Here is a 26,666-nt window from a genome sequence, read left to right as displayed (position 1 = left end):
ACACGGCGGCAAACCTTGAGTGAGATCAAACACGACGCGATCCGCTCGCCTCGTCACTCCTCGAAATCGGCGCCCTTGCGAAGCAGATAAATATCCATGATCCATCCCATCTTCTCACGCGCCGCCGCCCGGGTTTCGAGGATCCGTTCTTTCACCGCGGCAAGGCGGCCGGAAATGACGATCTCATCCGGCGTGCCGAGATAGGCACCCCAATAGATCTCCGCATCCGGATCGTCGATCCGCTGGAACGCCTGCTCGCCGTCGAGCATGACGGCGGAGGTCTGGCTCCTCTCGGGAAAACTCTCGTGCAACCGGCGCCCGGTGGTGATTTCCACCGGCTTGCCGACGAGGTTCAGCGGAATCCTGTGGCTGGCGCAGAGCGCCTGCAGGCTGGTGATCCCCGGGATGACGTCATAATCGAAGGCAACCTGCCCGCGCGCCTTGACCCGCTCGACGATGCGGATGGTGCTGTCGTAGAGCATCGGATCGCCCCAGACGAGGAACGCACCGGTTCCCTCCTCGCCCAACTCGTCGGCAAGCAGCCTTTCGTAGATCGCAGCGATTTGTTGATGCCAGTCGTCGACGCTGCCGTCATAGCTGACGCCCTCGGTGCGGCGCACCGGCACCGCGAATTCGACGATGCGGCTGTCGCTGCGCGTCAGGTATCGGGCGCAGATGTCGCGGCGCACTTCGGCAAGCTCGGTCTTCTTCGCCCCTTTGGTCGGGATGAAGAGCACGTCGGCCTGGTTCAGCGCATTGATCGCCTGCACCGTCATGTGCTCCGGATTGCCGGAACCGATGCCGATGATCAGAATTTTGCGCATGTCCGCCTCCACCATTCCTGTCCTGGCGTCTTAGGCGCATCGCTGCTGCCGACGCAAGCTCTTCGCGCGACAGCGAGACCGCCATCCGCGTCAGGCCGAGACCGACCTCAATTGACCTCGGCCGCAACTGGATTGTCGGGCAGGCGCCAGTCGATCGCGTCGAAGCCCTTCGATTCGAGGAAAGCATTGGCCTGGGAGAAATGTCGGCAACCGAGAAAGCCGGAATGGGCGGACAGAGGCGAGGGATGCGGGGCTCGCAACACCAGATGGCGCGAGCGGTCGACGAAAGCCGCCTTCTTCTGCGCATAGGAACCCCAGAGCATGAAGACCACCGGATGATCGGCTTCGTTGACCGCACGAATGATCGCGTCGGTGAAGCGTTCCCAGCCGCGTCCCTGGTGCGAGGCGGCCAGCCCGCGCTCGACCGTCAGCACGCTGTTCAACAGGAGCACGCCCTGCTTCGCCCAGCTTTCGAGAAAGCCGTGCCGCGCCGGCGGAATGCCGAGATCGGTGTTCAGTTCCTTGTAGATGTTGACGAGCGAGGGCGGCGTCCGCACGCCGGGGCGAACACTGAAGCAGAGCCCGTGCGCCTGGCCGTCGCCGTGATAGGGATCCTGGCCGAGGATGACGACGCGTACCTTGTCGAGCGGAGTCAGGTCGAGGGCGCGAAAATACTCGGCGCCGCGCGGAAAAATCTGCCGGCCTGCGCTCTTCTGTGCGACGAGGAACTGCTTGAGGTCGGCCATATAGGCGCTGGAAAACTCCGGCGCCAGCGCTGCCTTCCAGCTCTCTTCGAGCTTCACCGCCGTTTCCATCACACCTCCGGTCCATCTTTTGGCTTCGAAGCCAGCAATTTAGGCCGCCCGACCGTCATCGCAAGGACTATCGCCCGCGTCCGTCGGATGTTGCACGGGTTTTGTCCGATCTATCGGCGCGCCTTCCGTGCGGATCACTAACCTCGCTCAAGAGCATTGTATTTCAAAGAATACATCGGTAATCAGAAAGCGACACCGTTGTATCCTGAGAGATATCACGCTTCGTGGGAGGGAATTTGATGATCAAGAGAAGAGACTGGCTGAGGGGCCTGGTGCTGACACTCGGCCTCGCCTGGGCCGGCGGCACCGTGATGCCGGCAGCCGCGCGGGCTGAAGAGAAGGTGACGGTCTTTGCCGCCGCGAGCCTGAAGAACGCGCTCGATGCGATCAATGCAGATTGGCAGAAGGAAAGCGGCAAGCAAACAACCGTCTCCTACGCTGCAAGCTCCGCGCTCGCCAAGCAAGTGGAACAGGGCGCCCCGGCCGATGTCTTCATTTCTGCCGATCTTGCCTGGATGGACTATCTCGCCGACAAGAAGCTGATCAAGGATGACACCCGGTCGAACCTGCTCGGCAACCGCATCGTGCTCGTCTCCGGCAAGCAGGACGCGGCACCGGTCGAGATCAAGCAGGGCTTCGATCTCGCAGGCATGCTCGGCGACGGTCGCCTCGCCATGGGTGCAGTTGATTCCGTTCCCGCCGGCAAATACGGCAAGGCCGCACTCGAAAAGCTCGACGCCTGGAAGGCCGTCGAACCCAGGGTCGCCGGCGCCGAAAGCGTTCGCGCCGCCCTCCTCCTCGTCTCCCGCGGCGAAGCGCCTTACGGCATCGTCTACCAGACCGACGCCGCGGCCGATCCGGGCGTGAAGGTCGTCGGCATCTTCCCCGAAGACAGCCATCCGCCGATCGTCTATCCGATCGCGATCACCGCCGAAAGCAAGAGCCCGGATGCCGCCGCCTACGTCGACTTCGTCAAGTCGGACAAGGCAGCCGCCCTCTTCGAAAAGCAGGGCTTCACGGTTCTCAAGTAATCGGCCTGAAACGACGTTGGATCTCGGCTGTCCAGAGGCAGGCGAAGCATCTATCGTCACGCGTCGCCCGCGCCCAAACGCGGGCGACGCAATCATGGGTCAGAGGCAGGGGCGGACGCAGGCGGATAGCCACATCCCACCGGCCACATATCGGGAGCGATATCCATTGGACTGGCTTGCAGTGAGCGATGCGGAATGGACAGCGATCATGCTGAGCCTGCGCGTCGCAACCGTCGCAATGCTCTGCAGCCTGCCCTTCGCGCTCGCTGTCGCCATGCTGCTCGCCCGCGGCCGCTTCTGGGGCAAGACGCTGCTGAACGGTCTCGTTCACCTGCCGCTGATCCTGCCGCCCGTCGTCACCGGCTTCCTCCTTCTCTTGCTCTTCGGCCGCCGCGGACCGCTCGGCGCCTTCTTCGCCGATTATTTCGGCCTGGTCTTTTCCTTCCGCTGGACGGGCGCGGCGCTTGCCTGCGCCGTCATGGCCTTTCCGCTGATGGTGCGCAGCATCCGCCTGTCGATCGAGGCGGTCGACCGCAAGCTGGAAGACGCGGCGACCACGCTTGGCGCCAGCCCGCCCTGGGTCTTCGTCACCGTCACCCTGCCGCTTATCATCCCCGGCATCATCGCCGGCATGATCATCGCCTTCGCCAAGGCAATGGGCGAGTTCGGTGCGACGATCACCTTCGTCTCCAACATTCCCGGCGAGACGCAGACGCTTTCCTCCGCCATCTACACCTTCACCCAGGTGCCGGGCGGCGATGCCGGCGCCATGCGGCTGACGATCATTTCGATCATCATCTCCATGGCCGCCCTGATCTTTTCCGAACTGCTGGCGGCACTTGCCGCCAGACGGGTGGCGGCCCCATGAGCCTCATCGTCGAAGCCCGCCACCAGCTCGGCCATTTCGCGCTCGATGCCGCCTTTACGTCCGACGGCGGCGTGACCGCACTGTTCGGCCGCTCCGGCTCCGGCAAGACCTCGCTCATCAACATTATCGCCGGGCTGCTGAAGCCGCAAAGCGGCCGCGTTGTGCTCGACGGCGACGTCATCGCCGACAGCGAGCGCCGGATCTTTACCCCCGTGCATCGCCGCCGCTTCGGCTACGTCTTCCAGGAAGCGCGGCTCTTTCCGCATCTGAGCGTAGGCCACAACCTCGCCTATGGCCGCTGGTTCGCCGGCAAGAGTGGCAGTAGCGATTTCACACGCATCGTCGACATGCTCGGCATCGCCCATCTGCTCGATCGTAACCCTTCAGCCCTTTCCGGCGGCGAACGGCAGCGCGTCGCGATCGGCCGCGCCCTGCTGGCGGCACCGCGCCTGCTGCTGATGGACGAACCCCTTGCCGCCCTCGACGAGGCGCGCAAGGCGGAGATCCTGCCCTATCTCGAACGGCTGCGTGACGATGCCGGCATTCCGATCGTCTATGTCAGCCATTCCGTCAGCGAAGTCGCCCGGCTGGCGCGGCGCGTCGTGGTGCTCGAAAATGGTCGGGTCACGGCATCGGGCGCGGCCGCTGAGGTGTTGAGCGCCCCCGCCGCCACGCTCGCCACCGGCCGGCGCGAGGCCGGCGTGCTGCTGGAGGGCGAGGTCGCGGGAACCGATCCGTCGCACGAGTTGACGACCGTCCGGGTCGGACGGGAACGGCTGCGCATTGCGGGTGTCAGTGCCACACCCGGCAGCAGGCTTCGCCTGCACATCGCCGCGCGCGACGTCATGCTGGCGACATCAAGACCGGTGGAGATCAGTGCGCTCAACGTGCTCGAAGGGCGAATCCTTGCGATCGCGACCGAGGAAGACGGCAGCATCGACGTCAGGGTGAATTGTGGCGATGCGACAATTGCCGCCCGCATTACCCGCTTTTCACGCGACGCGCTGCAACTCGTTCCCGGCAAGACGGTCTATGCCATCATCAAGTCCGTGGCGATCGATCACTAGGCCTTCTTGGAAACGACGTCGCCAGTATCGGACGGTGCATCGCTGCCGCGAACGGACTCGAGCCAGGCGAGATCCTCGGCAATCGCGGCTTGCGCCCTTTCTTCCATTTGCCTGTAGCGTCGGATCAGCTCTTCGCCGAACGGTGTCACCAATGCTCCCCCGCCCTGTTTGCCGCCGCGCTGCGTATCGACCGATGGCTCGCTGAACATCCGGTTCAAGGCATCGACCAGCAGCCAGGCGCGGCGATAGGACATGTCCATCGCCCGCCCGGCAGCGGAGATGGAACCGGTCTCGCGGATCAGTTCGAGCAGCATGATCTTGCCGCGACCGAGCCGGCCGGCAGGCGGAAAATCGATGCGCAGGACGGTGCGAAGATCGGGGCGATTGTCACTCATGCGGGCGAGCATAGAAGCTCGCCGAGCAAACCGGAAGTCCGCCGGGTGACGAGCCGGACCAGCTTTCTCAAACAAAGTGAGCCGGCAACCCAAGCTTTCGAGCAATGGCCAGATAGCGGGTCTTGATCTCGCGCCTTCGACATGCACCGATGATCCCGACAAGTCCTGCCCGAAAGTACCTTCTCCATGCCCGGTCCGACGCTCGATCCCATCGCAACCGATACCGCATTGCCCGCCAAGGCCGACGTCGTCATCGTCGGTGGCGGCATCATCGGCGTCAGCACCGCTCTGTTCCTCGCCGAACGCGGCGTCGACGTCGTTCTCTGCGAGAAGGGCACGCCCGGAGCGGAGCAGTCGAGCCGCAACTGGGGCTGGGTGCGGGTCATGGGCCGCGACGAGCGTGAGATCCCGCTGGCGATCGAGGCGCTGAAGATCTGGGATACGCTCGACGCCCGCATTGGCGGCGAGACCGGCTTTCGCCGCAGCGGTATTCTCTACATCTCCGAGAACGAGCGCGACGTCGCCAATCGCGACGCCTGGCTCGCCATGGCAAAGCCCTACGGCGTCGATAGTGAACAACTCGGCCCCGACGCCACCGAGGCCATGATGCCCGGTGCCGCAATCCGTTATGAAGGCGCGCTCTTCACGCCGAGCGATGGTCGGGCCGAACCGCAGAAGGCAGTGCCGGCGCTCGTTACCGGCGCCCGTCGCGCCGGTGCCCGCATCTTGACCGGCTGTGCCGTGCGCGGCGTCGAGAAGGCCGCCGGGCAGATCTCCGCGGTCGTGACCGAGAAGGGTCGCATCGAAACGTCCACCGTAGTTGTCGCCGGCGGCGCCTGGTCCCGGCTGTTCCTCAAAGGCCTTGGCATCCGCCTCCCGCAACTGAAGGTCCGCAATACGGTGCTGAGAACCGGGGCCGTTTCCGGCGGCCCCGACGGTGCCGGCGCAACGGCGACCTATGCCTATCGCAAGCGGCTCGACGGCGGCTATACGATTGCCGACGGTGCCGCCAACCTACATGCGATCGTGCCCGACAGCTTCGCCTTCTTCCGCGATTTCCAGCCGGCGCGAAAGGCCGAGGGCGAGGCTGTCCAGGTGGGTATCAGCGCCCAGAGCTGGAACGAACTGTTCGAAATCGGTTCCGTGCCGCTCGACCGACCCGGCGCGTTCGAGCGGCACCGCGTGCTCGATCCCAACCCGGATTCGCGCCGGGCGCTGAAGGCCCTGGACGCCGCCGGCAAGGCCTTCCCGTTCCTGCGCGAAACCAAGGTGCAGCAGATCTGGGCGGGCCTGATCGACGTGACGCCCGATGCCGTGCCCGTCATCTCGCCAGCCGACGCCGTTCCGGGCCTCGTCATCGCGACGGGATTTTCGGGCCACGGTTTCGGCATCGGCCCCGGTGCCGGCCATCTCGTCGCCGATCTCGTGACCGGCAAGAAACCGATCGTCGATCCGACGCCATTCCGGCTCTCGCGCTTCTTCGATGGAACGCCCATCACGCTTGCTCCTCCGGTTTGACCGTCGTCGCCGGCGGCTGGCCACGAAAGAAAATTACAAGCAGCGACCGGCAGCGATATGCGCAACACAACGCGTGGGCGCACTCCCGGCAGGATTCTATCTTTCTTTGCCTGCCCCCGCCCTACAAGACGGAAAGACCTTCATAAGCCCCGGAACTCATGGCAGTCTGTGAGCATTCCCGTCGGGAGAACGGGGGCTTTTAGGAGGAGTCTGTGCAGACCTCGGGCGGAGGAGCCTTGCGGGTCACATTGCACGTCCTCGTACACCTCAGGCCTGCGGTTCTTCCGAAGCAAAAGCATTTCCAGCAAGAGTGCGTAGCGGTTTTGCGCCCGGAAATGCGTGAGAACAGAGATGAAGAGCGGCTCGACTGGAACCGCTCTTGAATTGGTGCGCTGCGCACTCCGGAGGAGGCCGGAAACCGCATGAGCGATCTCGATCGACTTAGTCTGCATGTCCCCGAACCGGCGGTTCGGCCCGGTGGTGAGCCGGATTTCTCCAACGTCAAGATCCCGAAAGCCGGCTCGGTGCCGCGCCCGGAGGTGGACGTCGCGTCCGAGGAGATCCGCGACCTCGCCTATTCGATCATCCGCGTGCTTAACCGCGATGGTGAGGCGGTCGGCCCCTGGGCCGGGCTGCTCTCGGATGACGAACTTCTCGCCGGTCTCCGCCACATGATGACGCTGCGCGCCTTCGATGCGCGCATGCTGATGGCCCAGCGCCAGGGCAAGACCTCCTTCTACATGCAGCATCTGGGTGAAGAAGCCGTCAGCTGCGCCTTCCGTAAGGCGCTGAACAAAGGCGACATGAACTTCCCGACCTATCGCCAGGCGGGTCTATTGATCGCCGACGGCTACCCGATGGTCGAGATGATGAACCAGATCTTCTCGAATGAAAGCGATCCGCTGCGCGGCCGGCAATTGCCGATCATGTATTCCTCCAAGGAGCATGGGTTCTTCACCATCTCCGGCAACCTCGCCACCCAGTATGTGCAGGCGGTCGGCTGGGCGATGGCGTCCGCAATCAAGCGAGACACCAGGATCGCCGCCGCCTGGATCGGCGACGGTTCGACGGCGGAATCGGATTTCCACTCGGCGCTCGTCTTCGCCTCCACCTACAAGGCGCCTGTCATCCTCAATATCGTCAACAATCAGTGGGCGATCTCGACCTTCCAGGGCATTGCCCGCGGCGGTTCCGGCACCTTCGCCGCCCGCGGCCTTGGCTTCGGCATCCCGGCGCTGCGCGTCGACGGCAACGACTATCTTGCCGTCTACGCCGTCGCCAAATGGGCGGCCGAGCGGGCAAGGCGCAACCTCGGCCCGACGCTGATCGAATATGTCACCTACCGGGTCGGCGCCCATTCGACCTCCGACGATCCGAGCGCCTATCGCCCCAAGACGGAATCGGAAGCCTGGCCGCTCGGCGACCCGGTCCTCAGACTGAAGAAGCACCTCATCCTGCGCGGCGCCTGGTCGGAGGAACGCCACGCCCAGGCCGAGGCCGAGATCCTGGACGAGGTGATCCAGGCGCAGAAACAGGCCGAAGGCCACGGCACGCTGCATGCCGGCGGCAAACCCTCGGTGCGCGATATCTTCGAGGGCGTCTATGCCGAGATGCCGCCGCACATTCGCCGCCAGCGGCAGAAGGCAGGATACTGATATGGCCAGAATGACAATGATCGAAGCCGTGCGCAGCGCCATGGATGTCTCGATGGAGCGCGACGACAATGTCGTCGTCTTCGGCGAGGACGTCGGTTATTTCGGCGGCGTTTTCCGCTGCACGCAGGGGCTTCAGGCGAAATACGGCAAGACCCGCTGTTTCGACGCGCCGATCAGCGAGAGCGGCATCGTCGGAACGGCAATCGGCATGGCGGCCTACGGCCTGAAGCCCTGCGTCGAGATCCAGTTTGCCGACTACATGTATCCGGCCTACGACCAGATCACCCAGGAAGCGGCCCGCATCCGCTACCGCTCCAACGGCGATTTCACCTGCCCGATCGTGCTGCGCATGCCGACCGGCGGCGGCATCTTCGGCGGCCAGACGCACAGCCAGAGCCCGGAAGCGCTTTTCACCCATGTCTGCGGCCTCAAGGTCGTGGTGCCTTCGAATCCCTATGACGCCAAGGGCCTGCTGATCGCTTCGATCGAAGATCCCGATCCCGTGATGTTCCTCGAGCCGAAGCGGCTCTACAACGGTCCGTTCGACGGCCATCACGACCGACCGGTCATCCCCTGGTCGAAGCATGATCTCGGCGAGGTGCCGGAGGGACACTACACGATCCCGATCGGCAAGGCGGAAGTCCGCCGCCTGGGCTCCGCCGTCACTGTCGTCGCCTACGGCACCATGGTGCATGTGGCGCTTGCCGCGGCCGAGGAGACCGGCATCGACGCCGAAGTGATCGACCTGCGCAGCCTGCTGCCGCTCGACCTCGACACGATCGTGAAATCCGTCGAGAAGACCGGCCGCTGTGTCGTCGTGCACGAGGCAACACTCACATCGGGCTTCGGCGGCGAAGTCGCCGCCCTCGTGCAGGAACATTGCTTCTACCATCTCGAAGCGCCCGTCGTGCGCGTTGCCGGCTGGGACACGCCCTACCCGCACGCCCAGGAATGGGACTATTTCCCCGGCCCCGCGCGCGTCGGACGCGCGCTCGTCGAAGTGATGGAGGCCTGAATGGGCGAATTCGTAATCAAGATGCCCGATGTCGGCGAAGGCGTGGCCGAGGCGGAACTCGTCGAATGGCATGTGAAGCCCGGCGATCCCGTGCGCGAGGACATGGTGCTCGCCGCCGTCATGACCGACAAGGCAACCGTCGAAATCCCATCGCCCGTGACCGGCACCGTGCTCTGGCTCGGCGCCGAAGTGGGCGACACGGTCGCGGTGAAATCGCCGCTCGTGCGCATCGAGATCGCCGGCGAAGGCGCGACCACCGCACCTCTCGACGAAAAGCCGGCCGCGAAGGCTGAAGAAAAGCCAGAAGTGAAGGTCGAGGCACCGGCGCCCGTCGCCAAGCCCGTCCAGCCCGCCAAGGTCGAAACCAAGGCACCGGCCGCCAATGGCGTCCACGCGGCGGGCGAACGGCTGGAAAAGGCGCTGGCGTCACCGGCCGTGCGCCTGCGCGCCAAGGAAAGCGGCGTCGATCTCCGCCAGGTGACCGGCACCGGTCCGGCCGGGCGGATCACCCATGACGACCTCGACCAGTTCATCGCCCGCGGCGCTCAGCCGGCGCTGGCGCCCGCCGGCCTTCAGCGCAAGACCGCGGTCGATGAAATCAAGGTGACGGGGCTGCGCCGCCGCATCGCCGAGAAGATGTCGCTCTCGACCTCGCGCATTCCCCACATCACCTATGTGGAAGAGGTCGACATGACGGCGCTCGAGGACCTGCGCGCCACCATGAACCGCGACCGCAAGGCGGATCAGCCAAAGCTGACGATCCTGCCCTATCTGATGCGGGCGCTCGTTCGCACCGTTGCCGAGCAGCCCGCGGTCAACGCGATCTTCGACGACGGCCCCGGCATCATCCATCGCCATCACGCCGTGCATATCGGCATTGCCACCCAGACGCCGGCGGGCCTCACCGTGCCGGTGGTGCGCCATGCCGAAGCGCGTGGCATCTGGGACTGCGCCAACGAGCTCAACCGTCTTGCCGAGGCAGCCCGCACCGGGACCGCCACCCGTGATGAGCTCACCGGATCGACGATCACCATCTCGTCGCTCGGCGCGCTCGGCGGCATCGTCTCCACCCCGGTCATCAACCACCCGGAAGTGGCGATCGTCGGCGTCAACAAGCTGGCGATCCGCCCGGTCTGGGACGGCACGCAGTTCGTGCCGCGCAAGATCATGAACCTGTCCTCGAGCTTCGATCACCGCGTCATCGACGGCTGGGATGCGGCCGTCTTCGTGCAGCGGCTGAAGACCCTGCTCGAAACGCCGGCGCTTATTTTCGTGGAGGCCTGAGGCGATCATGAAGGAAATTTCCTGCAAGCTGCTGGTCATCGGCGCCGGCCCCGGCGGCTACATTACAGCCATCCGCGCCGGCCAGCTCGGCATCGACACCGTGATCGTCGAAAAGGCCAAGGCCGGCGGCACCTGCCTCAACGTCGGCTGCATTCCCTCCAAGGCTTTGATCCACGCGGCCGAAGAGTTCCACAAGCTGCGTGCGGCGGCGTCCGGCCGCAGTCCGCTCGGCCTTTCACTTGCCAGCCCCTCGATCGATCTTGCCCACACCGTCGCCTGGAAGGACGGCATCGTCGGCCGGCTGAACAGCGGGGTGATCGGGCTCTTGAAGAAGGCCGGCGTCAAGGCAGTGATCGGGGCGGCTCGCTTCGTCGATGGCAAGACCGTCGACGTCGAAACCGAAACCGGGCTGCAGCGCATCCGCGCCGACGCGATCGTGATCGCCACCGGCTCGGCGCCGGTCGAGCTTCCGGACCTGCCCTTCGGCGGGCCGATCATTTCATCGACCGAAGCCCTGTCGCTGAAGAGCGTGCCGAAGAGCCTCGCCGTCATCGGCGGCGGCTATATCGGCCTCGAACTCGGCACGGCCTTCGCCAAGCTCGGCAGCCATGTCACCGTCGTCGAGGCCCTGACGCGCATCCTGCCGCAATATGATGCCGACCTGACGAAGCCGATCGGCAAGCGCCTCGGCGAACTCGGCATCGAGGTCTTCACACAGACGGTCGCCAAGAGCTACTCCGCCGAGACCAATAGCCTGCATGCCGAGCACAACGGCCGCGCCGTCGACGTCGCTGCCGAAAAAGTGCTGGTCACCGTCGGCCGCCGGCCGGTGACCGAAGGCTTCGGCCTGGACGAGATCGACCTTGATCGCACCGGCCGCTTCATCCGCGTCGACGACCAGTGCCGCACATCGATGCGCGGCATCTACGCGATTGGCGACGTCACCGGCGAGCCGATGCTGGCGCACCGCGCCATGGCGCAGGGCGAAATGGTGGCCGAGATCGTCGCCGGCCATAAGCGAAGCTGGGACAAGCGCTGCATCCCGGCCGTCTGCTTCACGGACCCGGAAATCGTCACCGCCGGGCTCTCGCCCGACGAGGCGCGCGCCAGCGGCATCGAGATCAAGATCGGCCAGTTTCCCTTCCAGGCGAATGGCCGCGCCATGACGACGCTCTCGGAAGACGGCTTCGTCCGCGTCGTCGCCCGCGCCGATAACCACCTGGTGCTCGGCATCCAGGCGGTCGGTCACGGGGTCTCGGAACTCTCGGCAAGCTTCAGCCTTGCGATCGAAATGGGCGCGCGCCTCGAAGACATCGCCGGCACGATCCATGCCCACCCGACACAGTCCGAGGCCTTCCAGGAGTCGGCGCTGAAGGCGCTGGGGCACGCGCTGCATATCTGATCGAGGCGTTGTAAAATGGCCCCTCATCCGCCCTGCCGGCCACTTTCTCCCCGCCACGCGGGGAGAAGGACACACGCGGCGCCCACCCGCTCCAACCATTGCCTTTTGTCGCACGGGAGAAAGACATGAGCAGAATTGATCCGATCGTCATCGTTTCGGCGACACGCACTCCGATGGGCGCCTTTCAGGGCAGCCTCAAGGATTTGACCGCACCGGAAATCGGCGCCATCGCGCTGAAGGCAGCACTCGATCGCGCCGGCCTTGATGCTGTCGACGAGGTGCTGATGGGCAATGTGCTGCCGGCCGGCATCGGCCAGAACCCGGCGCGCCAGGCAGCTCTTGGCGCCGGCCTCGGCAAGGAAACGCCGTCAACGACCGTCTCCAAGGTTTGCGGCTCCGGCATGAAGGCGCTGATGCTCGGCCACGACGCGTTGCTGTCCGGCAGCGCCACCGTGCTTGCCGTCGGTGGCATGGAGTCGATGACCAACGCCCCCTATTTGTTGCCGAAGGCGCGCGGCGGCTTCCGCCTCGGGCATGGTGAGGTCAAGGACCATATGTTCCTCGACGGCCTCGAGGACGCCTACTCCGGCCGGCTGATGGGCACCTATGCCGAGGACACGGCCGAACACTACCAGTTCTCGCGCGCCGATCAGGACGCCTTCGCGCTTCGCTCGCTGGAGCGCGCAACCCGCGCGGCTGAAGATGGTTCCTTTGCCGAGGAGACGGTGGCGGTCAGCGGCGCTGGAAAGCGGCAGACCGCCAATCTCGACCGCGACGAGCAGCCGACCAAATCGGATCCGGCAAAGATCCCGAAGCTCAAACCCGCCTTCCGCGACGGCGGCAGCGTGACCGCGGCCAATTCGTCGTCGATCTCCGACGGTGCAGCGGCACTGATTTTGATGCGGGCAAGTGAGGCGGAAAAGCGGGGGCTGACGCCGCTTGCGATCGTCGCTGGCCACGCCGGCCACGCACAGGAACCGGCCTGGTTCACGACCGCGCCGATCGGCGCGATCGACAAGCTGATGGCCAAGCTTGCCTGGGAGAAGGGCAGCGTCGGCCTCTACGAGATCAACGAGGCCTTTGCCGTGGTGGCGATGGCGGCGATCCGTGATCTCGGGCTCTCAGACGATATCGTCAACATCAACGGCGGCGCCTGCGCGCTCGGCCATCCGATCGGCGCGTCCGGTGCCCGCATCATCGTGACGCTGCTTCACGCCATGCGCGCCAAGGGCGTCAAACGCGGAATTGCCTCGCTCTGCATCGGTGGCGGCGAGGCGACGGCAGTGGGGCTGGAGCTGTTGCAGTAGGATACGACTGCATGTCTCCTTTGATCGCAGCCGGTTAAAGGACGCAGCAAATCAAAGTGCTACAGCGACCTTTGCGCGTCTGATAAGACGCGCGGCGCTGTAGCGGAATGAGGAAAAGTGCGCGCGGTTTTCCGCCCGCATCCCGCTCCAACTTGTGAGAAGCGCCGCCGATCGAACGGGCGGCGCTTGTCGTTTTCAGCGGCGATTTGCCTCTCGATCCTCTCCCCTTGACGGCGAGAGGGTCAGATCGGCCGCTCTTTAGCCCATGCGCTCGGAAGCATAGGAACCCGGGCTCGGCGGGAAGACGACGACGCGGTTGCCGTTGATGAAGCAACGGTGATGGATGTGCGCGTGCACTGCACGGGCCAGCACCTGGCTTTCGACATCGCGGCCGATAGAGACATAGTCTTCCGCGCTCTGGGCGTGGGTGATGCGGGCGATGTCCTGCTCGATGATCGGGCCTTCGTCGAGGTCGGCGGTGACATAATGCGCCGTCGCGCCGATCAGCTTCACGCCGCGCTCATAGGCCTGCTTGTAGGGGTTGGCCCCCTTGAATGACGGCAGGAAGGAGTGGTGGATGTTGATGATCCGGCCCGACATCTTCTTGCAGAGCGCATCCGACAGGACCTGCATGTAGCGGGCAAGCACGATCAGCTCGGCGCCGGTCTGCTCGACGATCTCCAGGAGCTGCGCTTCCGCCTTCGGCTTGTTCTCCTTCGTCACCTTGATGTGATGGAAGGGAATGTCGTGGTTGACGATCACCTTCTGGTAATCGAAGTGGTTGGAGACGACGCCGACGATGTCGATCGGCAGCGCGCCGATCTTCCAGCGATAGAGCAGGTCGTTGAGGCAATGGCCGAAACGCGACACCATCAGCAGCACCTTCATGCGCTCTTCGCTGTCACGGATTTCGGCCGCCATATTGAAGCGCTTGACGACCGGCTCGAAGCCCTCCTTGAGTTCATCGAGCTTGACGCCTTCCTGGCTGATGAAGGTCAGCCGCATGAAGAAGAGGCCGGTCTCGAGGTCGTCGAACTGCGAACTGTCTGAAATGTAACAGCCCTTTTCGGCGAGATAGCCGGTGATGGCGGCGACGATGCCGCGGGTGGTCTTGCAGCTGACGTTCAGCACATAGCTTTTCATCGGTAGGTCTCTCGCTCCAGAGGTTTTTCCGGCCCCCCCATATACGGCCAGTCACGCAAAAACTAGCGCGGCCTTTTCGCCGCTGTCGATCCATTCGCGACATTCGCTTGACGGAACCGGCCAGACGAGCCGGTCAGCACAATACAGCTTCAGCCTGACGGTGCCTGGAGAGAGGTCGGGCAGAAAGTCGCACCGTCTCAGCGCGGCGTGCGATCCGGATGCGCGCGGGCGAAAGCCTCGATCTCCGCACAATTCTGATCGATCGCGACAAGCCGCGGGCAAGCGCCGAGATCCACCTCCCAGCGGCGGGCATTGTAGACCTGCGGCACCAGGCAGAAATCCGCCATCGTCGGGCGGTCGCCATGGCAGAACCGGCCCGTTGCGGGATGGTCGAGCAACCGTTCAAAGGCGGCAAGCCCCTCACCGATGAACTTGCGCATCCAGTCGCGCCGAACCGCTTCGCCATCCGCGGCATTGGCCATGACATGGGAGATCACGCCGAGATTGCACACCGGGTGGATGTCCATGGCGATCGCATAGGACAGCGTGCGCACCCGTTGGCGCGCGACCGCATCATCCGGCAGGAAGCCGCTATCGGCACGTGTCTCGGCGAGATACTCGATGATGGCGAGCGATTGCGTGAAGCGCTCGCCATCGATGTCGAGAACGGGCACGAGGCCTTGCGGATTGCGCGCCAGATGCTCCGGCTGCTTGTGCGCCTTGGCGAGCAGGTCGACCGGCACCGAACGATAGCTTTCGCCGAGGCTATTGAGTGCGATACGCACCCGGTAGCTCGCCGACGAACGCCAGTAGTCGTAAAGGACGGTCTCGCTCATGCCTTTGCCCGTTCTTGTCGCTCGGCCGTATCAGGCCTTGTTGTAGGCTTCGACGCTCTGCTCGATCGCGCCGAAGATCGAATGGCCCGCCTTGTCCTTCATCTCGATGCGCACGACGTCGCCGACCCTCAGGAACTGCGTCTTCGCCGCGCCGCCGATGATCGTCTCGATCATCCGCAGTTCTGCAATGCAGGAATAACCGGCACCGCCCTCGGCGACCGGCTTGCCCGGTCCGCCGTCGAGCTTATTGGAGACCGTTCCCGAACCGATGATCGTGCCTGCAGCGAGCGGCCGGGTCTTGGCGGCATGGGCAACCAACTGGGCAAAGTCGAAAGTCATATCGATGCCGGCGTTGGCGCGACCGAAGGGCTTGCCGTTGAGGTCGACGCAGAGCGGCAGATGCAGCTTGCCACCGTCCCAGGCGTCGCCCAATTCATCCGGAGAAACGGCGACCGGCGAGAAGGCGGAAGACGGCTTCGACTGGAAGAAGCCGAAGCCCTTCGCGAGCTCTGCCGGGATGAGTCCGCGCAGCGACACGTCGTTGACCAGCATGATGAGGCGGATGGCCGCCCGCGCCTCTTCGATCGTCGCCGCCATCGGCACGTCGTCGACGACGACGGCAACTTCGCCCTCCATGTCGACGCCCCAGCTTTCGTCGACAAGCGGGATCGGATCACGCGGCGCGATGAAACTGTCAGAGCCGCCTTGATACATCAGCGGATCGGTCCAGAAGCTCGACGGCATCTCGGCATTGCGGGCCTTGCGGACCAGTTCGACGTGATTGACGTAGGCCGAACCGTCGGCCCATTGGTAAGCGCGCGGCAACGGCGAGAGGGCATCGTGTTCATGGAACCGGATCGTCGGCTGCGAGCCGGTCTCGATCCCCTCGGCCACGCGTGCCAACCGAGGACCGGCATGCGCCCAATCGTCAAGCGCTGCCTGCAGCGTGCGGGCGATATGCCCGACCTCGGAGCAACGGGTAAGATCACGGGAGACGACCACGAGCTTTCCATCGCGCGAACCGTCCTTGAGTGTCGCCAGTTTCATGCAGTCCTCCCTCTCAACCTTTTCGTTGTTTCACGCGGTTTCGGAGGAAACCGCGCCTGCCGCATAGGAATTATGCGGCAGCTTAAAGTGTTACAGCGGCCTTAGCGCGTCTTCAAAGACGCGCGGCGCTGTAAACGGACGAATCGTCCGTAAGCTTCACAACAAGGCCGTCGGCAGCGATCGTCAAGGCGCCCGCCCAGTTTTTGCGGGTCGCCGCAATCCAGTGGTTTTCGGTTATGTCCGGATCATCGGCGGGGATCAGATGGTGCAGCACCAGCCGGCCGACGCCGGCGGCCGTCGCGATCGCGGCCGCCTGTTCGGCGAAGCTGTGGCTCGCAAGCAGATGCTCCTTCAGCCGCGCGCCATTGCCGGTGCGCGCCACCAGCCGGTCGACGCCTTCGGCAAGCATCGCCTCATGCACGAGAATGTCGGCGCCTCTGGCGAAATCGGCAAGCGGCGGGAAATAGGCCGTGTCGGACGAGAATACGACCGAGCCTTCCGCATGGTCGAAGCGGAGCGCAAAACAGTCGGTGACCGGCGGATGGTCGACGCGCAGCGCCGACAACGTCAGGCCGTGCTCCGAGAAGATTTTGCCGTCGGAATATTCGATGACCTCGACCAGCGCACGCAGGTCCGGCCGCCCTTCATCGACGATGCGGATGTCGATGTCGAACGCCAGTGACTGCAGGAAGCCCTGCCAACAGGCAAGGGTCCCGACAGGACCGAAGACGCGCACGGGATGCGCGAGCCCGGCGGTCCAGGCGGTGTGGATCAGCGGTCCAAGTTCGAGCACATGGTCCGAATGCAGATGGGTGATGACGACGAGATCGAGCGCTTTCAGCGCTACGCCGGCATCCGTCACCCCGCGGGTGACGCCGAGGCCGCAATCGACGACGACCCTGCGACCGCCGATTTCGAGGAGCGACGAGGTCGGCCACGGGCCGCCCGGCCGGATCGCCGGACCGCCCTTGCTGCCGAGCAAAACGAGGCGTGAACTCAAGACCAATCGCCTTCCGGCGTCCCGTTGAACCGCTTCTTGAGATCGCTCCAGCAATCGATGTAGTTGTCCTGCAACGTCTCCAGTTCGGCGGCGTAGCGGGTCAGTTGCTGCGGGAAGCGGGTCTCGAACATGAAGGCCATCGTATGGTCGAGCTTCACCGGTTTCAACTCGCTGTTTGTCGCCTTGTCGTAGCCGGACGCGTCAGGCCCGTGCGCCAGCATCATGTTGTGCAAGCTCATGCCGCCGGGCACGAAACCCTCTTCCTTCGCGTCATAACGGCCATAGATCAGCCCCATGAACTCGCTCATGATGTTGCGGTGATACCAGGGCGGCCGGAAGGTGTGTTCGGCGACCATCCAGCGCGGCGGGAAGATGACGAAATCAACGTTCGCCGTCCCCTCTTCGCCGGAAGGTGCCGTCAGCACGGTGAAAATCGACGGATCCGGATGGTCGAAGAGGATTGCGCCAACGGGCGAGAAGGTCTTGAGATCGTATTTGTAGGGCGCGTAGTTCCCGTGCCAGGCGACGACATCGAGCGGCGAATGGCCGATCTCGGTCACGTGGAAGCCACCACACCACTTCACATGCACGCGGCAGGGCGTCTCCTTCTCCTCGAAGGCGGCGACCGGCGTCTTGAAATCGCGCGGGTTGGCGAGGCAGTTTGCGCCGATCGGGCCGCGATCCGGCAACGTGAACTTGGCGCCGTAGTTTTCGCAGATGTAGCCGCGCCAGACCTTCTCGTCGCCAAGCCGCGTGACCTTGAACATGGTACCGCGCGGCACGAGGCAGATCTCCGAGGGTTGCACATCCATCTTGCCGAGTTCGGTGAAGACCTGGATGGCGCCGGTCTCCGGAACGATCAGGAGCTCGCCGTCGGCGTTGAAGAAATAGTCGTCCACCATGTCGGCGTTGAAGGCATAGGCATGCGCCGCCATCCCGGTCTGCGTCGGTGCGTCGCCCGCCGTCGTCATCGTGCGGATACCCTCAAGGAAATTGAGCTTCTCCGATGGCGGCGGCAGCGGGTTCCAACGCAACTGGCCGAGTGCCAGCGAGTGTTCGGCCACATGCGGCGCCGTCTTCCAGTGCGGATAGTCGATCCTGCTGAAGCGCCCGGTGTGGCGGACACTCGGGCGGATACGGTAGAGCCAGGAACGCTCGTTGGTGCCGCGCGGAGCGGTGAAGGGCGAGCCGGAAAGCTGCTCGGCATAAAGCCCGTAGGCGCATTTCTGCGGGCTGTTCTGCCCCTGCGGCAGAGCGCCGGGCAAACTTTCGGTCTCGAAATCGTTGCCGAAGCCCGGCATGTAGCCGAGCGCCTCGGCTGCCTTGGCCTGTGCATCGGCCTGTTTTCCTGCCTTCTCGAGCATGGTTCGATCCTCCTCCTCCAAACGCCTGGCTCCAGCAGAGGAGCGCCCCCCTTAAGAAGGGGCCGGCACACTTCCGGTGCCACGGCGACGGCTGATCCTCGTGGACGTGAGCGGCGCTTTCGGCATATTAGTTGCAATCGTAACTATCGATTTTGTAACTATCAAGGACACCGCGATGGCCGCCGATGGCTTCGAGCTCAATGCCTTTCTGCCCTACCGCTTGAACCGAGCAGCCGAATTCGTCGCCCTGCGCTTCGCGGCCCAATACAAGGCACGCTACCAGCTCACCCGCCCGGAATGGCGCACGCTCGCAGCCCTCGGCAGCACCGGCCGTCCGATGACGGCGACCGAGGTCGGCGCCCACTCGGCCATGCACAAGACCAAGGTCAGCCGCGCCGTCGCGGCCCTCGAAAAACGCCGCTGGCTGACGCGGCGCCAACATGAGGACGACCGCCGCGTCGAGCATCTGGAACTGACGAAGACAGGCATTCGGGCCTACGGCGAATTGACCGAGCTTGCTGCCCGCTATCAGGCGGAATTGAACGCGCTGATCGGTCCGGCCGAAATGCAGGCGCTGGCTGTCGGCCTGGAAGCATTAGAACGCGCCATCGTCAGGATCGAAAAACCCGACAACGCCCGCGGCTGAGCTCAGCCTTTCATCCGTTCCGGGATCGGCACGCCTTCGAAGCTTTTCAGCGTTTCGAGCACGATCGAGGTCTTCACATGCTGCACACTGTCGTGAGGCAGCAGCACGTCGTTGACGAAGCGCGAAAGCCCCGCGAGATCCGGCGTCACTACTCTCAGATGATAATCCATCTCGCCCGTCAGGGCATAGGCCTCCAGAACTTCGGGCAGGCTGGAGACGAGCTTGCCGAACCGCTTGGCATTGTCGCGATTGTGGGTGGCGAGCGTCACCGAGATCACCACCATCAGATCAAGGCCGAGCTTCTGCCGGTCGATCTGGGCCTGATAGCCGGTGATATAGCCTTCCGCTTCGAGCCGGGTGCGCCGCCGAGAGCATTGCGACGGCGAAAGCGCGATGCGTTCGGACAGTTCGTTGTTGGTCAGATGCCCGTCGCGCTGCAATTCACTGAGGATCTTGAGATCGAAGCCGTCAAGCTGCTCCATTCGTGCGCCCTAATACAATATTTTGCATGTTTCGTGCGCCATTTTGTCCAAACAGCGCAAGAATACAAGCATCATGCATGGGAATTGCGTCATACTCCAGCAAAGTTTGGAAGAACAAGAGGAGACTTCCGATGGGCCCCTTCCCGCATGACGCCCCGCCGGCAACCATTACCGCTGACAACCCGGCCGGCACCGACGGCTTCGAATTTGTCGAATTCGCCCATCCGGAACCGGAGAAGCTGGCCGAGCTCTTTACCCGCATGGGCTACAGCCCGGTCGCCAAGCACAAATCCAAGAACATCACCGTCTGGCGGCAGGGCGATATCAACTACATCCTGAATGCCGAGCCGGGTTCCCATGCCATGCGCTTCGTCGATCAGCATGGCCCCTGCGCGCCGTCCATGGCCTGGCGCGTCGTCGACGCCAAGCACGCCTTCGACCATGCAGTCTCGAAGGGCGCGATCCCCTACGAAGGCAACGACAAGTGTCTCGACGTTCCTGCCATCGTCGGCATCGGCGGTTCACTGCTCTATTTCGTCGAAACCTACGGCGCCAAGGGCTCGGCCTATGAAGCCGAATTCGAATGGACCGGCGCGCGCAACCCGAAGCCCGAAGGCGTCGGCTTCTATTATCTCGACCACCTCACCCACAACGTCTATCGCGGCAACATGGACAAGTGGTGGGCCTTCTACCGTGAACTCTTCAACTTCACGCAGATCCACTTCTTCGACATCGACGGCCGCATCACCGGCCTCGTCAGCCGCGCGATCACCTCGCCCTGCGGCAAGATCCGCATTCCCTTGAACGAGTCCAAGGACGATACGAGCCAGATCGAGGAATATCTGCGCAAGTACAAGGGTGAAGGCATCCAGCACATCGCCGTCGGCACCGAGGCGATCTACGACGCCACCGACAAGCTCGCCGACAATGGCCTGAAGTTCATGCCCGGCCCGCCGGAAACCTATTACGAGATGTCACACGAGCGGGTGCACGGCCATGACGAGCCGATCGAGCGCATGAAGAAGCACGGCATCCTCATCGACGGCGAAGGCGTGGTGAATGGCGGCATGACGAAGATCCTGCTGCAGATCTTCTCGAAGACCGTGATCGGCCCGATCTTCTTCGAGTTCATTCAGCGCAAGGGCGACGAAGGCTTTGGCGAGGGCAACTTCCGCGCCCTGTTCGAATCGATCGAAGCCGACCAGATCCGTCGCGGCGAACTGGGACCGCAGGCGGCCGAGTAAACAGGCCTGGCCCGGAAAATCTTGGCCGGACGGCAGGGCCGGCCTCTCGAAGCTCAGGAGCCTCTCGCCTCAAGCGAGGGGCTTTTCTATGGAGCCGACATCTCACAACACGATCGCGTCCGCGTGCCCGATCGAACAGATATCGCAGTCGTCGATCTCAGTTCGTGGCATCGTTGACGACGCGCCAATTCGGGCGGCCGAGGTCATGCGGCCATTCGATCACGTCACGGTCGTTGAAGTAGACGACTTCGGCCAGTTTCGGGAACCGCGGATCCGGCTGCGTCGCGGCGTTCATCCACGGCTGCATATAGGCCTGGCTGCCTTCCCATCCGAGTTCGGCCACCCAGATCGGCTTGTTGTACTTGGCCACCAGGTCGTAGCCGGGCTTCAGCGCCTCGGCGAAGGTCTTGGGTCGGCCGTACTCGATCTTGTCGAAGGGCTCGAGCCCGAAGACGGACAGCCCGACGAGATCGACATAGTCGTCACCCGGATAGTAGGCTTCGAGGTTCGGTAGTCCTTTCGGCGACCACATGATCTGCGCTTTCGGCGCCTTCTTGCGCACGATGTCCATGGCATGCCTGTAGGCCTTGATCCAATCCTGGGGTTGCCAGCCGGCCCAGGAGAAGCGGCCGGAGGTGTCTTCCATTTCCTGCCCCCAGCGCACGACGACCGGGCTTTTCAGTTCGGCAATCGCGTTGGCGATCGCTTCCATGTTGGGATCATATTCGCCCCTGAGCATCCGGTCGCGGAGTTGCGTCGGCGTCAGTTTCCAGTCGAGCGACCAGGACCAGGGCTCGATGGTGATCAGCAGATTGCGCTTGCGCTGAAGCGCATACTCGTCAGCGGTGCGCAGGGATGCGAGATCGACATCTTCCCACGGCAGGAACAGAGCCTCGGTCGTCACGTCGCCTTGGGCGCCGAAATCGCCATGCGGATCGTAAGCGCCGAATTTCGTTCCGCCAGGGTGCATGACGGGACGTTTGTCGAACATCGTCTCAGTCTGTCCGGCATTACCCGCAGGATTGGCTTGCTCCTGCGCCAACGCGGACACCATGCTGCCGAAGTCCAACTGCAGGGCCAGGGCAGTGCATAGGGCGAATGCCAATTTGCGTTTCATTTCATCCTCCTGCTGCGTCTATTTCTTGGCCAGGAACTGTTCCTTGAGACGCAATGCCTTTGCCGTGATGTCGTCCTGGGCGACGAGGCTGTAGTAAGCGTCATTGGGCTTGGGCTTTGCGTGCTTGAAGACATACCACTCGCCGTTTGGCACTTTCCGCTGATAGATCGTGTCGCCGATCTTGGCGTGGCCGAAACAGGTCCGAGCATCGCCCGCATCGACCGCGGTCGTCCATACGGCCTGCATGCACATCATGCCGAGATCGCTGACGTACCAGTTGCCTTCGGCGAAGGAGCGGTCACCGTTGCCCTTGTCGACAAAGGCAACCAGCTTTCGGTCATGCGCGGTGAAGCGTGCGCCGCCGGTCGACCATTGCCAGGTCTTGTTGCGGTAGAGCGAATAGACTTCATAAGCGCTGAGCGGCGTCGGCTTGATCTCCATCTTCGCCTTGACCGGCTCGGCGCCCAAGTAGACCGCGGCGGCTGCAAACGGCAGCGACAGCGGCAGAATCATGACTTTTATCGACCCTTTCATCGCCTTTCTCCTCGTCTTGGAGATTTACACACTCGATTTCTCGCCGCCGTCATGACGGCATGTCGTATCGGCCGACCTTCTTTGTCGTCGTCGTTTCCCGGTATTTCGTTTCGCTGACAGGTCCTTCGACGCTCTTAGCGGTGGCCCGTGACAAGGCAGCCTCGATCCGCGCCCCGCTCTCAGGCGGCGGCGAAAAGCCTTTCCATTGCAAATGGAAGCGAACGATCCTGAGCTTCGTGCCGAGTCCGGCGCCGGCAACTGCGAATTTCGCCTCGGTGAAGGTCACGAAGCCCAGGCCGTGCGACAGCGCCTCCGTTGCCTCGGCACCGTGGCGCACGGCCGATTGGGCAGACAGCACCGAGACCAGCACCAGAGAGCCGGCCGTCATCGCGGTCACCGTCGAACGCGGCACGAGAGGCAACCCGTTCTCACGCGCGTGCCGAACATGGATCACCACCGCGAGCCCGGCATAGATGAGAGCGTTGATCCCGGCGAAGACGTAGAAGCCGCGCGCCGCTCCCGCATCGGCAATCAGCCAGACGGCGAGCGCCGACATCAGGGAAAGCAGGAGATAGGGCGTCAGCACACGAAGCGGCAGGGGAGCTGCTGCGCCGCCGCCTTTTGGCGTGATGTGAAAATCGACGAACGAGCCGCTCAGATGATCGCGCACCGCCGCCAGGCAGCCAAGCAGCGACCAGGGCCACCGCGCGAACAGGAACAGGATCGTCTCCCAACTCAGCACCCGCGCGTCATGCGGGCGGAAGGTGCCGGTCGAACGCCAGAAATAGGCGAGCACGACCAGAACCAGCGACAAAGGCACGAAATGCAGCAGGAAATCGGGATATTCGACCGCGACGAAGACCCGTCCCATGAGCAGCGCCGCGATCGGCATCACGAACATCAGCGCCATGAAGCACGAAAACAGCGGGTACCAGAACTGCGAAAAGAGGAACTGGAACTGCAGCCGCGGCGGCAGCTTCGGCACGTATACGGGCGAGTACTTCAACAGGATCGCCACCAGGCTGCGCGACCATTGGAATTCCTGAACCACGAGATCGGCAAAGTTCGCCGGCCCGTCGCCATGGGCAATGGCGTTCAGGGCATGCACGCCGCGCCAGCCATGGGCATTCATCATCAGTGTCGTCGAATGATCTTCGGCGAGTTCCGGACCCAGCCCGCCGATCTGCTTCAGCGCCTTTGTCCGCACGGCATAATGCGAACCGATGCATAGCGGCGCCCAGCCGTTGTTGTAGCCGACCTGCAGGGAGCCATGCAGGCTTGCCTCCGCATAGAGCCGCCCGCGTGCCGCCCAGCTTGTGGCCGCATTCGCGTCGCATATGCTCGGCGCCGAGACATAGCCGACCGACGGGTCGTTGAAGGGACGCAGCACCTCGACGAGATAGGTGGCTTCGGGCACGTGATCGGCGTCGAACTGCGCCACGAAATCGTAGCGCTCATAGCCGTAGTGATCGTAGAAATAGGCGAGGTTTCCTTCCTTGCAGCGCGTGCGGCGTGGCCAGGTGGCGCGATGATATTCGGCGACACCCTTTCGCGTTGAGATGAAAACCCCGTGGGCCGCACACCAGGAAACCGTTTCCGGCGACGGGTCCTCGTCCGCCAGCCAGACATCGAAGTCGCAGCCGGTCTGGTCCAGCATCGCCTGCAGCGTCTTGCGCACAACGGCAAACGGCTCGGACGGCGCCTTGGTGACGACCATCGCGATCCGCCCTCGGGGCACCGGACCCGTGTCCACGGTGGCCACCTTCGCGCCGGAAAAGATCATGATGAAATAGACCGGCAGCAGGATGATCCATCCTACGACGACGGTGATGAGGATGTAGCATGGCCAGTCCATGACGTGGACCGGATCGAACCACCACCGCCAGAAATACACGAAGGCCGCGAACCATGCGGTAACGCCCAACATGTTTAGCATCTGCAGGCGTCCGGAAAACAGCACCGTCAGACGAGGCCTGACATGCCGCACTTGCCGCGCACGCGCGAGATCGGCATAGTGCCGAAATTCGTCGAGTGCGGCGGCCCAGCTCATCACCGCACCTCCAGCCCGAAACCCGGCGCCGCCGTGCGGATGATGGTGTCGATGTCCGAGAGCGCCGGGCGGAAGCCCAGCCGCTGCCGCGCCCGGTTCGTGTCGGCATAGAGCACGGGCGGATCGCCGGGGCGACGCGGCAACATCTGCACGCGAACCTGTCGCCCGGTGACGCGATCGATGGCCTCGAGAACCTGCCGGATCGACGTCCCGTGTCCGGAGCCGAGATTGGCGCGCAGCACTTCGCCGCCGTCACGCAGATAGTTGACGGCCGCGACATGCGCGTCGGCGAGGTCGGTCACGTGAATGTAGTCGCGAATGCAGGTTCCGTCCGGCGTCGGATAATCGTCGCCGAAGACGTCGAGTCTTTCGATCCCGCCGGCCGCCGCCATCAGGGCGCGCGGTATGAGATGCGTTTCCGGATCGTGCCGTTCCGTGAGCTGTCCTTCCGGATCGGCGCCCGCGGCGTTGAAGTAGCGCAAGGCGACGGAACGAAGATCATAGGCGCGCGCGTAGTCGCCGAGCATCAGCTCGATCATCAGTTTCGTACGCCCATAGGGGTTTATCGGAAATTGCTCCGTGTCCTCGGTGATCGGAAGCCGCGGCGGCACGCCGTAGGTGGCGCAGGAGCTGGAAAATACGATGTGTTTAAGCCCGGTGACACGGCAGGCCTCGAGCAGCGCGATGCTGCCTGCAACATTGTTGCGATAGTATTTTCCCGGGTCTTCGACGGATTCCCCGACATAGGCGGATGCCGCAAAGTGGATCACGCATTCGGGCAGAAACGTCCGGATCGCCGTCGCCAGCCGTTCCGTGTCCTCAAGCTCGCCTTCAACGAGGGGACCCCAGCCTACGTTGGTCCTATGCCCCGTCGAAAGATTGTCATAGACGACGGGAACGAAATCCTGCTCAGCAAGGCGCTTGCAGGTGTGGCTTCCTATGAAACCGGCACCGCCGGTGACGAGTATGACGCGGGACATCTCATACCGCCTCTCCCGCCGTTGCGCGATCGGCTGCGTTGAGGCGCTCCTCGAAGTAAGCGATGGTGCGCTCGAGCCCGTCGCGCAGCATGACCTTCGGCTCCCAGGCGAGCTCCGTCAGCGCGTGCGATATGTCGGGACGGCGCTGACGCGGATCGTCGACGGCCGCCGCCTGGTGAACGATGCGCGAGCGTGAGCCGGTCAGCGACCGCACCATTTCCGCAAGTTCGAGAACGGTGAATTCGCCGGGATTGCCGAGGTTGATCGGCCCAATGCAATCACCGGCTGAGACGGAAAGCCGGAGAAAACCGTCGATCAGGTCGTCGACATAGCAGAAGGACCGGGTCTGCTGCCCGTCGCCATAGATCGTCAGGTCCTTGCCGAGCAGAGCCTGGACGACGAAATTGGAGATCACCCGGCCGTCGTCCGCCCGCATGCGCGGGCCGTAGGTATTGAAGATGCGCGCGACCTTGATCTTGACCCGATGGGATCGGTGGTAGTCGAAGAACAGGGTTTCGGCCGACCGTTTTCCTTCATCGTAGCAGGCACGCGGGCCGATCGGGTTGACGTTGCCGAAATAGACCTCGCGTTGCGGGCTGAGAAGCGGATCACCATAGACTTCCGAGGTCGAGGACTGGATGACCGTGGCGCCGGTGGCGCGCGCATTTTCGAGTGCATGCAGCGCGCCAAGGACGTTGGTCATGAGAGTGCCGACCGGATCGGCCTGATAGTCGGGCGGTGATGCCGGAGAAGCAAAATTGAAGATGACGTCAGCATCGATCAGATAGGGTTTGCGAACGTCATGATCGATGACGTGGAAATGCGGGTTCTGCACCAAATGAGAGAGATTTTCGCGCCGTCCCGTTGAAAAATTGTCGAGACAAATGACCGTATGACCTAGAGAAAGAAGTCTTTCGCAAATATGCGAACCAAGAAAACCGCCTCCGCCTGTTACTAGTATTCTTCTCGGTATTCCTGCAATCTTCTTTAGAAACTCGCGTTGCCCGACGACAGACAACGGGCCCGGAACGACCTTTCGCAT

25 protein-coding genes are annotated in these 26,666 nt (G+C 63.6%); 11 read left to right on the top strand and 14 right to left on the bottom strand.

The features are described 5' to 3' along the window. Nucleotides 1-53 precede the first annotated feature (53 nt). Together cobF and ung are read right to left on the bottom strand one after the other, a co-directional pair. Nucleotides 54-824 carry a precorrin-6A synthase (deacetylating) gene (cobF, locus tag ACQ5BM_RS16025; protein WP_429813001.1) on the bottom strand — a complete coding sequence of 257 codons (771 nt, stop codon included), beginning with the start codon at nucleotides 822-824 and terminating at the stop codon, nucleotides 54-56. A 107-nt stretch (nucleotides 825-931) separates the two neighbouring features. Then, nucleotides 932-1,639, bottom strand: coding sequence for a uracil-DNA glycosylase (ung, locus tag ACQ5BM_RS16020; RefSeq protein WP_429812999.1), 708 nt, complete (start codon nucleotides 1,637-1,639; stop codon nucleotides 932-934). Nucleotides 1,640-1,878: 239 nt separating this feature from the next. Between ung and modA the strand changes: the two genes are divergently transcribed. The 3 genes from modA (at nucleotide 1,879) to modC (ending at nucleotide 4,605) form a co-directional block, all read left to right on the top strand. Then, complete coding sequence (gene modA, locus ACQ5BM_RS16015) at nucleotides 1,879-2,670, top strand: molybdate ABC transporter substrate-binding protein (protein WP_429812997.1); 792 nt, start codon at nucleotides 1,879-1,881, stop codon at nucleotides 2,668-2,670. A gap of 166 nt (nucleotides 2,671-2,836) precedes the next feature. Continuing rightward, complete coding sequence (gene modB, locus ACQ5BM_RS16010) at nucleotides 2,837-3,538, top strand: molybdate ABC transporter permease subunit (RefSeq protein ID WP_429812995.1); 702 nt, start codon at nucleotides 2,837-2,839, stop codon at nucleotides 3,536-3,538. Then, nucleotides 3,535-4,605 carry a molybdenum ABC transporter ATP-binding protein gene (gene modC, locus ACQ5BM_RS16005; RefSeq protein ID WP_429812993.1) on the top strand — a complete coding sequence of 357 codons (1,071 nt, stop codon included), beginning with the start codon at nucleotides 3,535-3,537 and terminating at the stop codon, nucleotides 4,603-4,605. The genes modB and modC overlap by 4 nt, the downstream gene beginning before the upstream one ends. Here the strand turns inward: modC and ACQ5BM_RS16000 are convergent. After that, entirely contained in the window at nucleotides 4,602-5,000 is a 399-nt protein-coding gene (locus ACQ5BM_RS16000) for a winged helix-turn-helix domain-containing protein (protein ID WP_429812991.1), read from the bottom strand. The two genes, modC and ACQ5BM_RS16000, sit on opposite strands and share 4 nt — an antisense overlap. 186 nt (nucleotides 5,001-5,186) lie before the next feature. Between ACQ5BM_RS16000 and ACQ5BM_RS15995 the strand changes: the two genes are divergently transcribed. The 6 genes from ACQ5BM_RS15995 (at nucleotide 5,187) to ACQ5BM_RS15970 (ending at nucleotide 13,181) form a co-directional block, all read left to right on the top strand. Beyond that, nucleotides 5,187-6,518 (top strand): NAD(P)/FAD-dependent oxidoreductase, encoded by a 1,332-nt coding sequence (locus tag ACQ5BM_RS15995; protein ID WP_429812989.1) that lies wholly within the window; start codon nucleotides 5,187-5,189, stop codon nucleotides 6,516-6,518. A gap of 422 nt (nucleotides 6,519-6,940) precedes the next feature. Continuing rightward, nucleotides 6,941-8,173 (top strand): 3-methyl-2-oxobutanoate dehydrogenase (2-methylpropanoyl-transferring) subunit alpha, encoded by a 1,233-nt coding sequence (locus ACQ5BM_RS15990; RefSeq protein WP_429812988.1) that lies wholly within the window; start codon nucleotides 6,941-6,943, stop codon nucleotides 8,171-8,173. A gap of 1 nt (nucleotide 8,174) precedes the next feature. Next, nucleotides 8,175-9,188 carry an alpha-ketoacid dehydrogenase subunit beta gene (locus tag ACQ5BM_RS15985; protein ID WP_429812986.1) on the top strand — a complete coding sequence of 338 codons (1,014 nt, stop codon included), beginning with the start codon at nucleotides 8,175-8,177 and terminating at the stop codon, nucleotides 9,186-9,188. Next, a complete protein-coding gene (locus tag ACQ5BM_RS15980; protein WP_429812984.1) occupies nucleotides 9,189-10,472 on the top strand; it encodes a dihydrolipoamide acetyltransferase family protein in 1,284 nt (427 codons plus the stop codon). Nucleotides 10,473-10,479: 7 nt separating this feature from the next. Further along, nucleotides 10,480-11,874 (top strand): dihydrolipoyl dehydrogenase, encoded by a 1,395-nt coding sequence (lpdA, locus tag ACQ5BM_RS15975; protein WP_429812982.1) that lies wholly within the window; start codon nucleotides 10,480-10,482, stop codon nucleotides 11,872-11,874. A 125-nt stretch (nucleotides 11,875-11,999) separates the two neighbouring features. Continuing rightward, nucleotides 12,000-13,181: an acetyl-CoA C-acyltransferase gene (locus ACQ5BM_RS15970; RefSeq protein WP_429812979.1), complete on the top strand. Its 1,182-nt coding sequence runs from the start codon at nucleotides 12,000-12,002 to the stop codon at nucleotides 13,179-13,181. A 258-nt stretch (nucleotides 13,182-13,439) separates the two neighbouring features. On the opposite strand, the gene purU is transcribed toward ACQ5BM_RS15970, so the two are convergent. The 5 genes from purU to hmgA form a co-directional block, all read right to left on the bottom strand. Next, on the bottom strand, nucleotides 13,440-14,324 hold the full coding sequence (purU, locus tag ACQ5BM_RS15965; RefSeq protein WP_429812977.1) for a formyltetrahydrofolate deformylase: 885 nt from the start codon (nucleotides 14,322-14,324) through the stop codon (nucleotides 13,440-13,442). A 197-nt stretch (nucleotides 14,325-14,521) separates the two neighbouring features. Beyond that, nucleotides 14,522-15,160: a maleylacetoacetate isomerase gene (gene maiA, locus ACQ5BM_RS15960; protein WP_429812975.1), complete on the bottom strand. Its 639-nt coding sequence runs from the start codon at nucleotides 15,158-15,160 to the stop codon at nucleotides 14,522-14,524. A gap of 30 nt (nucleotides 15,161-15,190) precedes the next feature. Continuing rightward, nucleotides 15,191-16,207 (bottom strand): fumarylacetoacetate hydrolase family protein, encoded by a 1,017-nt coding sequence (locus tag ACQ5BM_RS15955; protein WP_429812972.1) that lies wholly within the window; start codon nucleotides 16,205-16,207, stop codon nucleotides 15,191-15,193. 112 nt (nucleotides 16,208-16,319) lie between these two features. Further along, the gene (locus tag ACQ5BM_RS15950) at nucleotides 16,320-17,207 is read right to left on the bottom strand and encodes an MBL fold metallo-hydrolase (protein WP_429812970.1); all 888 of its coding nucleotides are present in this window, start codon (nucleotides 17,205-17,207) and stop codon (nucleotides 16,320-16,322) included. Then, nucleotides 17,204-18,571: a homogentisate 1,2-dioxygenase gene (gene hmgA / locus ACQ5BM_RS15945; RefSeq protein WP_429812967.1), complete on the bottom strand. Its 1,368-nt coding sequence runs from the start codon at nucleotides 18,569-18,571 to the stop codon at nucleotides 17,204-17,206. Before hmgA ends, ACQ5BM_RS15950 begins: the two co-directional genes overlap by 4 nt. A gap of 175 nt (nucleotides 18,572-18,746) precedes the next feature. Between hmgA and ACQ5BM_RS15940 the strand changes: the two genes are divergently transcribed. After that, entirely contained in the window at nucleotides 18,747-19,217 is a 471-nt protein-coding gene (locus tag ACQ5BM_RS15940; protein ID WP_429812964.1) for a MarR family winged helix-turn-helix transcriptional regulator, read from the top strand. Nucleotides 19,218-19,219: 2 nt separating this feature from the next. Here ACQ5BM_RS15940 and ACQ5BM_RS15935 read toward each other — a convergent pair whose 3' ends face one another. Then, nucleotides 19,220-19,699 carry an Lrp/AsnC family transcriptional regulator gene (locus ACQ5BM_RS15935; protein ID WP_065375464.1) on the bottom strand — a complete coding sequence of 160 codons (480 nt, stop codon included), beginning with the start codon at nucleotides 19,697-19,699 and terminating at the stop codon, nucleotides 19,220-19,222. Nucleotides 19,700-19,830: 131 nt separating this feature from the next. Here ACQ5BM_RS15935 and hppD point away from each other — a divergent pair, with 131 nt between their 5' ends. Next, complete coding sequence (hppD, locus tag ACQ5BM_RS15930; RefSeq protein WP_429812960.1) at nucleotides 19,831-20,943, top strand: 4-hydroxyphenylpyruvate dioxygenase; 1,113 nt, start codon at nucleotides 19,831-19,833, stop codon at nucleotides 20,941-20,943. Nucleotides 20,944-21,100: 157 nt separating this feature from the next. On the opposite strand, the gene ACQ5BM_RS15925 is transcribed toward hppD, so the two are convergent. From ACQ5BM_RS15925 to ACQ5BM_RS15905, 5 genes are read right to left on the bottom strand one after another with little or no spacing between them, the layout of a single operon-like run. Next, nucleotides 21,101-22,060: a glycoside hydrolase family 26 protein gene (locus ACQ5BM_RS15925; protein ID WP_429812957.1), complete on the bottom strand. Its 960-nt coding sequence runs from the start codon at nucleotides 22,058-22,060 to the stop codon at nucleotides 21,101-21,103. Nucleotides 22,061-22,078: 18 nt separating this feature from the next. Continuing rightward, complete coding sequence (locus tag ACQ5BM_RS15920; protein WP_429812955.1) at nucleotides 22,079-22,594, bottom strand: DUF995 domain-containing protein; 516 nt, start codon at nucleotides 22,592-22,594, stop codon at nucleotides 22,079-22,081. A gap of 49 nt (nucleotides 22,595-22,643) precedes the next feature. Then, nucleotides 22,644-24,644 (bottom strand): glycosyltransferase, encoded by a 2,001-nt coding sequence (locus tag ACQ5BM_RS15915; protein ID WP_429812953.1) that lies wholly within the window; start codon nucleotides 24,642-24,644, stop codon nucleotides 22,644-22,646. Next, on the bottom strand, nucleotides 24,644-25,624 hold the full coding sequence (gene galE / locus ACQ5BM_RS15910; protein WP_429812950.1) for a UDP-glucose 4-epimerase GalE: 981 nt from the start codon (nucleotides 25,622-25,624) through the stop codon (nucleotides 24,644-24,646). The genes ACQ5BM_RS15915 and galE overlap by 1 nt, the downstream gene beginning before the upstream one ends. Before the next feature lies 1 nt (nucleotide 25,625). Beyond that, on the bottom strand, nucleotides 25,626-26,666 hold the full coding sequence (locus ACQ5BM_RS15905) for a UDP-glucuronic acid decarboxylase family protein (RefSeq protein ID WP_429812947.1): 1,041 nt from the start codon (nucleotides 26,664-26,666) through the stop codon (nucleotides 25,626-25,628).

Source organism: Ensifer sp. B1-9, from assembly GCF_050474445.1.
In the GTDB taxonomy this organism is placed as follows: Bacteria; Pseudomonadota; Alphaproteobacteria; order Rhizobiales; family Rhizobiaceae; genus Ensifer.
The sequence above is the reverse complement of the archived record's forward strand: the minus strand, read 5'-3'. Positions and strand labels throughout refer to the sequence as shown.